We start from the raw sequence: 7,795 nt of genomic DNA, 5'->3' as shown, positions 1-7,795 counted from the left end.
TCCGCGGCAGGCAGGTCGGCCAGCTGGTCAATCACACCAGCCAGCTGCTCAACCACACCGGAACCGTTCATGTGTTCGAGTATATGTTGATCTTCGTATTGGGGTCAACTGCTTTGCTATGAGCGAGATCCGTTCCGGACCGCTCCGGCTGCATGGCCATGAGGCGGCGCACCGTCGAACAGGGGAGGATTCTCCGTTCAGCAGTGGAATCCCTTCCGCGCCATAGCGTGCAGAACGCTCCACCGCTGACGGGGAGAACCTTCCAGCGCCAAGAGATGTGTCTGTGAGAGCGAATCCGCCGGCTTGAGCCGCTGAGATCCGGACGATCAGCCGATACATCGAAGCTCTCGGTGGAACGATGCGCCTGGTGGCGAACTTCCCAGGCCGCACGGTGATACTCCGCTGAGCGCCGGCATGAGGATGAGCCGTTGGCCACTGGGTGGTGGCCAACGGCTCATCCTCGATAGTGCTAGGAGACGTGCTCGAGGACCCGCCGCGGTTCCTGAGGCACGTCATCGGACCGACGGCGCAGGAACCGCGGCGCCCACCAATTCGCCCGCCCGAGCAGCACCATCAGCGACGGCAGCACGATGGCCCGGATGAACACCGCGTCGATCAGCACGGCCACCGCCAGCCCGACGCCCATCTGCTTCATCTCGACCACCCGCATCGCTCCGAACAGCGCGAAGATCGCCACCATCACCAGTGCAGCGCTGGTGACCACGCCGGCGGACTTGGTGATCCCCTCCCGCACCGCGTCGGGCGTGGACAGCCCGCTCCGGACGGCCTCACGTATCCGGCTGACCACAAAGACGTGGTAGTCCATCGACAGCCCGAAAAGGATCACGAACAGGAAGAGCGGGATCCATACGACCACCGATCCGGTCGAGGTGAAGTCGAGCAGGCCTTCGGCCCACGTGTTCTGGAAGACCAACGCCAGCACACCGAACGCGGCCGCCGTCGACAGCAGGTTCACGGCCACAGTGGTCAAGCCGACCACCACAGAGCGGAACGTCACCGTCATCATCACGAACGCGAGCCCGAGGACGAAGGCGATGATCCACGGCAGCTTGGACGACAGGTTGTCCGTGTAGTCGAAGTTGCCCGCGACCTCGCCGCCCACGGCATGTTCGGCATCCAGGCCATCGAACGCCTGCGGGATCATCTGTTCGCGGAGGATCTCCAATGACCGCTCCGCCTCATCAGAGTCGGCGGAGAACGGCACGCCTACGGTCAGCATGGCCGCCGATCCGTCGTCGGCGACGTCGATCTCCGGAGCCTGGTCGTGGGCGAAGTGTTCATCCTGCTCGACCAGCGTCGCCAGCTCGTCCATCGCCGAGCGCACCGCGTCGATCTCCCCCGCCGGCGCTTCGGCCGCCACCACATGCGTCGCGCCGGTGCTCGGGAACGCCTCGACCAGCCGGTCGTAGGACTGCATCACCGGCAGGCTGCGCGGAAAGTTCTCCTCATCGGGATTGCTCAAGTTCATCCCCAACGCGGGAATCGCGACGGCGGTGAGTCCGGCCACCGATGCCACCAGGGTGGTCCCCGGATGCCGCAGCGCCGGGCGGAGCACGGTCGGCCAGAACCACGCGGGACGAGACTGGGCAGTCAACCTCCACACCAGGGGAATCCTCGGCCGGTCGACGAAGCGACCCAGCTTGGCGAGCATGGCGGGCAGGACCGTCAACGATCCGGCGACCGCGATGGCCACGACCAGGATCGCCCCGGTCGCCATGGAGGCGAAGTTCATGTCCCCGGCCAGGTACAGGCCCGCCATCGAGACGGCGACGGCGACACCGGACACCACCACTGAGTGGCCGGACGTCGCGGCCGCGATCTCGACCGCCTCGATCGTGCCGCGTCCCTTCGCCCGCTCCTCACGTTCGCGACGCAGGTAGAACAGCGAGTAGTCGACGCCGACGGCCAGACCGATCAACAGCACCAGATGTGTGACGGTGCCTCCGTCAGGGACAGCGTGCGAGGCCAGCGCGTAGAGACCGATCGCCGAACCGACGGCCGAGATGCCCAGCAGGACGGGAACCCCCGCGGCCAGCAACGCGCCGAACGCCAGCAGCAGGACCGCCAGCGTCACTGGGACGCTGAGCATGGCAACAGTGCCGAGGTCCTCCTCCAGCATCTCGAAGAAGCCGTCCATGACGGACGCACCGCCGGCCTGTTCGACCAGCACGTCCGGGTGATCGTCGTTCACGTCGGCCGTGACGTCGAGCAACGCCTGCACACGTTCGTCGGCGGTCTCGGGATCGCCGCTCATCGTGACGGGAACAAGCAGGGCGTCGCCGTCGGCCGAGGGCACAGGCTCCCCGACCCCCGCTACCTCCGGCAGCGCGGACATGCGCTCTGTGGCGGCCGCGGCGGCCGCATTCGCCGCGTCGACATCCAGTGCTCCGGACTCCGCTGTGATGAGGACGTTCTCCGTCTCGGGCTGCTCCAGACCGGCGTCGGCCACGATCTCACCGGCGCGGCCGGCCTCGCCGACGCCGAGCTCCACGTCACTCGCCTGCTTGATACCGACGAAACTCATGGCGCCGACGCACAGCGCGAGGAAGACGAACCATCCGACGATGGCTCGCCATGGATGGGTCGCGCTCCATCGCGCGACCCGGACGGTCACGGGTTGACGGGTTGATCGTGTAGACACGGCACGGCCCTCCAGGGCGTTTCGAAATCGATCTGGGACGGGGTTGAGGCCTTGCGACCTCGCGATCGATGAGCTGTCTCATATCGTTCTCTCTGGCGGACTGCCGCGCTCTGGTGCCAACCGCCGAGCCGAGGTGGGGCTACCCCCAGCTCTTCCGTCACCACCGGGCGGCGGAAGGTGACAGAATTTCTTCGGTCCGGCCGACAACCGATCTCCAGCGGACTCCGTTTAGTGGTCGACAGGGAGTTATCGGCAGGGAAGAAGGTCTTCGTGAGCAGACACCAGACACGGGCTGACGAGTTCGTGGAGTATGTCAACGCACGGCGGGGGTACTTCCGCCGCGCCGCATACCTGGTGTGTGGCGACTGGCATCTTGCAGAGGATCTGGTCCAGACGGCGCTGGTAAAGCTGTACGCCGCCTGGCCCCGAATCCACACCGACGGTGCGGAGGACGCCTACACACGTCGCATCATCGTCCGGGCCTTCCTGGACGAGAAGCGGCGGCCGTGGCGGCGAGAGAAGGTCGGCCTCGATGGCTTCGACGGGGCCGAGCCGGAAGCCCTCTCGCTGGAGGACAGCGATGCCCTCCTGACCGCGCTGAAGGCGCTGCCCGAACGGCAGCGGGCGACGATCGTGCTGCGGTATTGGTTCGAACTGTCCGTGGAAGAGACAGCCAACGACATGGACTGCTCCACAGGGACAGTGAAGAGCCAGACCGCACGTGCCATCGCAAGCCTGCGAGACGCCCTGTCGGCGGATGACATGACGATGGAGAGGCGAGCATGACCAACGACGACCAGATGCGGCGGTTGTTCCGGGACGTGAAGTTCCCCGACGAGCCGGCCATGACCTCCATGGCGACTGACGACCTGCGGCGCGGCCAGCGTCACCTACGACGCAGGCGGGTGGCGTCGTGGACCACCGGCGTCGCAGGTGTCGCGGCGCTGGCGACAGGAGCGGCCCTCGCCTTCCCCGGCGATGACACACCCGGGTCGGGCACCGACCTCGACGTCGCGGGCGAGTCGGACCAGTCCTCGGTTCAGGGCGACAACGTCGAGCCCGACACGGAGACGACAACGGGGACAGAGACGAGGACGGAGACGGAAGCGGAGGACGAGGCCGAAGCGCGCGAGGTTGAAGAACAGCGGTCGCAGTTCGACGACACCACTCAGCTTCTTCTCGACACGGCCGCCGAACACATCGATCCGGAGCGGACGTATCTTCCGCAGGAGACCACGAACACCGGCTCTGGATCCGGCGAGCACGGTGTGCGTGTCTCCTCCAAGCTGGGCTGGACCGTTCCCGGCGAGAGCGGCATGGGCATGGTCCAGGTAGCGGTGACCACGCCCGGCTACGTCGACGGCGAGTACGCTCGCGAGGACGTGGCCATGTTGATCGGCTGTGAGACTCTCGACGCGTGTGAACAGCAGACGATCCCGGAGACCGGCGAGACGGTCCTGGTGGCCGAGGAAGACCCGGACAGAGACCTCGCGTTCGGCGTGATGTACGAGCGGGCCGACGGCTCCCTCACCGCCATCGGCGTGTACGACCTGTTCGGCAACAACAGCACGGAACCGGTCTCCGAGATGGACATCAGCCTGGAGCAAGCCTTCGCGTTCGTCACGGATCCGGACCTCCAGATCGACCCCGAAGTCGCCGAGCAGGCCGCGGCAGAGATAGAAGAAGAGCGGAGCCGAGCGGAGCAGGAGCAGCAAGATCTGGACCTCTCCAGCACCGAGCAGATTCCGGCTCCCGACGCAGAGAACATGACCGAGGCGGAGATGAGCCCGGCGCTCGCCGAGTGCGTGGAGGGCGTGCCGGACTGGGACGTCTACACACCCCTCCTAGGAGTGCATGCTGACGTCGAAACCGAGCAGCCGTACACACCGGTCAGCTGGATAGTCGCGGAGAACGGCGATTCCAAGTTGCTCTGCGAACTCGACAGCTCCGGCCGGTTCGCCAGTGCCGGTATCTTCGGCTCCGCTGAAGCCAAGGACACGCCCTATCTGACAGGACCGGTCGAGCGGAAGTCGTCTGGATTCGGGCTGTACACCAGCGACGTCGACCGCGTCACGGTCCAGACCTCCGGCGGCCCGGAGCAGGATGCGATCATGCGCGACGGCTACTGGTTCCTGCCCCTCGAGGAGAACAACACGGGCATGGCGCTTCGCGCCTACGATACCGACGGCGAGCCGATCTACGACTCGTCCGAGGTCGATCCCGACACCTGCTACACCGATCCGGAGGGTGAAGAGGTCCTCCGGCTCGGCGTGAGCGACGACCCGGACCCCGAGGACTGCCTGCGCATGCTGGAGTGGGACCACTAGGTCAGCAGCCAGCACAGAACGAGACACCGCACCGGCCCAGTCACTACCCGCCTACACCGGTGGGGGTAGTGACTGGGCCGGTAGCACGAGCGGGGTCAGCGGCCTCAGATGTCACGGCGGCGCAGGGCCAGCCCACCACCGATGAGCGCGGCCGCGGCCCACAGGGTAAGGATGCCCAGGCCGATCCACGGACCGTAGTCGCGGGCGAACTGCGGATCGTCTTGCGGGCCGACGAGGTTCATGGCCACCATCCCGGCCTGGTCCGGCAGATACTGCGCGACGGCACTCACGTGTGGCACATTGCCGAGCCCTTGAGACCCCAGGAAGAACACCGGAAGCACAACGGCGAGCGTACGCACGGAGCTTCCCAGCATCATCGCCAAGCCCAGGCCGAACAGACAGATGAGCGGGAGATAGAGCCAAGCGGAGACGATAGCCCGCACGGTCCCGTCCGCGCCCAGCGACGTGCGGTGCGGTCCCAGCGCCACCTGGGCGGTGACGTATGCACCCAGCACGGTGACGGTTGAGACGCCCAGAGCCGTCGAGGCCACGGCGAGAACCTTGCCTGCGTAGAACACGCCCCGCTGCGGGACCGCCGCCAACGATGTCCGGATGGTTCCCGTCGAAAGCTCACTCCCGACGACGAGCACTCCGAACACCACCAGGGCGAGCTGCGCGAGCGTCAGGCTGTAGAAGGTCGCGAAGAGCGGTTCGAAATCCTGACGTTCCGCGGACGTGTCGGAGAAGCCGTTGCGGAAACTGAGTCCGAACAGGTAGCTCAGCCCGACTCCCAGCAAGACCGTCAGCAGAAGGGACCAGGCGGTGAACCGTACCGAAGCCATCTTGAGCCACTCGGCGCGTACGACGTCGGTCATCTGTACTCCACCGATTCGGACGTCAGGTACATGTACGCGTCTTCCAGGCGGCCGAATCGTTCGGCCAGCTCGCCGACCGTTGTGTCGGTGATCAACCTCCCCCGCCCGATGACGACGAGCCGGTCCGCGGTCAGCTCCATCTCACTCATCAGGTGGCTGGAGAGCAGCACGGTCCGGCCTTCCGCGGCGAGCGAGCGCAGCAGTTCGCGGATCCACCGCACGCCGTCAGGGTCGAGCCCGTTAACCGGTTCGTCGAGCACGACGACGGCGGGATCGCCCAGCAACGCGGCCGCCACGCCCAGACGCTGCTTCATCCCCAGTGAGAACCCGCCGACCTTCTTCCGAGCGACCCCGGCCAGGCCCACCATCTCCAGCGTCTCCTCCACCCGCCTGGGCCCGATGCCGTTCGTCAGGGCGAGGACCTGGAGGTGATGGAGCGCGCTGCGCCCGGGATGGACGGCGCCGGCGTCCAGCAGCGCCCCGATCTCGTGTAGCGGACGCCTGGTCTCCCGGTACCGCCGTCCGTTGATCAGTACCTCGCCGGAGGTGGGGGCGTGCAGGCCCAGAGCGACGTTCATGGTGGTCGTCTTACCGGCGCCGTTGGGGCCCAGGAAGCCGGTGACATGCCCCGGACGCACCGTGAACGACAGGTCGTCGACCGCCACGGTGTCGTCGTATCGTTTGGTCAGTTCTCTCACATCGATCATGCCGTCCAGGCTCTCTCCGGGAGACCGTTCACACATCGGAGCCAGGTCCAGGTCATTCCATCCGGCCCACGGCGTAGAGCGCGCACGAGCGCACCGTGATCTCAGTCCCAGGGATGACATCCTCTGATCCGATGCGTCGGCGGGTTCGACCCGCTAACGTCATCGCGTGGAGCATGCCGAGACGAGTAGGCCGAGCTGGCAGCTGACGACCGGCCAGCTGATCGCCATCGACGTTGTGGCCGCCGCGATCTACACGGCGGTCGTGCTCACCGCGGTCTTCGCTGCCCCGTCATCGCTGAACGTGCCCGCGTGGGCAGGCGCGGCGATCGTCGTCGCAGTCGGGCTTCCAGTCGCCGTGAGGCGCATCTGGCCGCGGCCCGTCTTGGGCTTGGTAGCGTCCACGTCGCTGATCGGAGTGGTCGCCGGCGTTGTCGCCGATCCGTTCCTCGCCGCCGCGGCCGCCCTATACCCGGTGGCACTGACCGAACCGCGGCGACCACGGGTTCCCACCCAGACGATCGGCGTGCTCAGCGTGGTCACCGTCGTGGGTTCGGCAGTCGGCGGATCGGACGGGTGGCAGTCGACCGATGCGGGCGTGACGGCGCTCGGCGTGGCGATCCTCGGCGGCGTCTGGACCCTCGGCCGGGTGATCCGGGAGCGACGGGATCACGCCGCATACACGGCTCAGCAGCTGGCCCAGCAGGCGGTCACCGACGAGCGGCTGCGCATCGCCCGCGAGCTGCACGACATCGTCGCGCACAGCATGAGTGTGGTGACGGTCAAGGCCGGCATTGCCAACCACGTCATCGGCGAGCGACCCGAGGAGGCGGCCGACGCGCTGCGGGTGATCGAGAGCACCGGTCGCAGCGCCTTGACCGAGATGCGCCGGCTGCTCGGCGTCCTGCGTTCTGAGAGCGACGACGGTACCGAGATCACGGACGCGGCGGGCCTCGGACCGAACCCGAGCCTGGCCGACCTGGTCTCCGTCGCCGATCACGCGCGCACGTCCGGGGTCGACGTCGACCTGCGCCTGGACGTCCCGGACGGGCTTCCCGAGGGCGTCGAGCTGTCGGCCTACCGGATCGTGCAGGAGGCGATGACGAACGTCATCAAGCATGCCGCTCCCGCCAGATGCCGGGTGAGCGTCCGCGCCGACGGCACGGCTGTGACGGTCGAGGTGAGCGACGACGGCCCAGGGCGGCGGGAGCTCTCCGTACCGCTCGG

General features: G+C 67.1%; 6 protein-coding genes. 3 read left to right on the top strand and 3 right to left on the bottom strand.

All coding sequences use genetic code 11. The features are described 5' to 3' along the window. Positions 1–469: 469 nt before the first annotated feature. A complete protein-coding gene (locus ELR45_RS33705; RefSeq protein WP_129670187.1) occupies positions 470–2,662 on the bottom strand; it encodes an MMPL family transporter in 2,193 nt (730 codons plus the stop codon). Positions 2,663–2,932: 270 nt separating this feature from the next. On the opposite strand from ELR45_RS33705, the gene ELR45_RS33700 reads away from it, so the two are divergent. Further along, positions 2,933–3,448 (top strand): SigE family RNA polymerase sigma factor, encoded by a 516-nt coding sequence (locus tag ELR45_RS33700; RefSeq protein WP_129670186.1) that lies wholly within the window; start codon positions 2,933–2,935, stop codon positions 3,446–3,448. After that, the gene (locus ELR45_RS33695; RefSeq protein ID WP_129670185.1) at positions 3,445–4,989 is read left to right on the top strand and encodes a hypothetical protein; all 1,545 of its coding nucleotides are present in this window, start codon (positions 3,445–3,447) and stop codon (positions 4,987–4,989) included. Before ELR45_RS33700 ends, ELR45_RS33695 begins: the two co-directional genes overlap by 4 nt. A gap of 104 nt (positions 4,990–5,093) precedes the next feature. Here ELR45_RS33695 and ELR45_RS33690 read toward each other — a convergent pair whose 3' ends face one another. After that, positions 5,094–5,864 carry an ABC-2 transporter permease gene (locus ELR45_RS33690; RefSeq protein WP_129670184.1) on the bottom strand — a complete coding sequence of 257 codons (771 nt, stop codon included), beginning with the start codon at positions 5,862–5,864 and terminating at the stop codon, positions 5,094–5,096. Beyond that, complete coding sequence (locus tag ELR45_RS33685; protein ID WP_129670183.1) at positions 5,861–6,571, bottom strand: ABC transporter ATP-binding protein; 711 nt, start codon at positions 6,569–6,571, stop codon at positions 5,861–5,863. Before ELR45_RS33685 ends, ELR45_RS33690 begins: the two co-directional genes overlap by 4 nt. 166 nt (positions 6,572–6,737) lie before the next feature. Between ELR45_RS33685 and ELR45_RS33680 the strand changes: the two genes are divergently transcribed. Further along, on the top strand, positions 6,738–7,795 hold a 1,058-nt coding region (locus ELR45_RS33680), incomplete at its 3' end, for a sensor histidine kinase (RefSeq protein ID WP_205857798.1).

This window comes from Phytoactinopolyspora endophytica (genome assembly GCF_004138495.1).
Classification (GTDB): domain Bacteria; phylum Actinomycetota; class Actinomycetes; order Jiangellales; family Jiangellaceae; genus Phytoactinopolyspora; species Phytoactinopolyspora endophytica.
Note: the sequence above shows the minus strand (reverse complement) of the source record. Positions and strands in the feature narration are given on the sequence as shown.

What these genes read in the sequence shown, in the direction of transcription:
- ELR45_RS33695 (WP_129670185.1), top strand. Translation starts at nt 3,445, where the DNA reads ATGACCAACGACGACCAGATGCGGCGGTTGTTCCGGGACGTGAAGTTC.
- ELR45_RS33690 (WP_129670184.1), bottom strand. Translation starts at nt 5,864, where the DNA reads ATGACCGACGTCGTACGCGCCGAGTGGCTCAAGATGGCTTCGGTACGG.
- ELR45_RS33685 (WP_129670183.1), bottom strand. Translation starts at nt 6,571, where the DNA reads ATGATCGATGTGAGAGAACTGACCAAACGATACGACGACACCGTGGCG.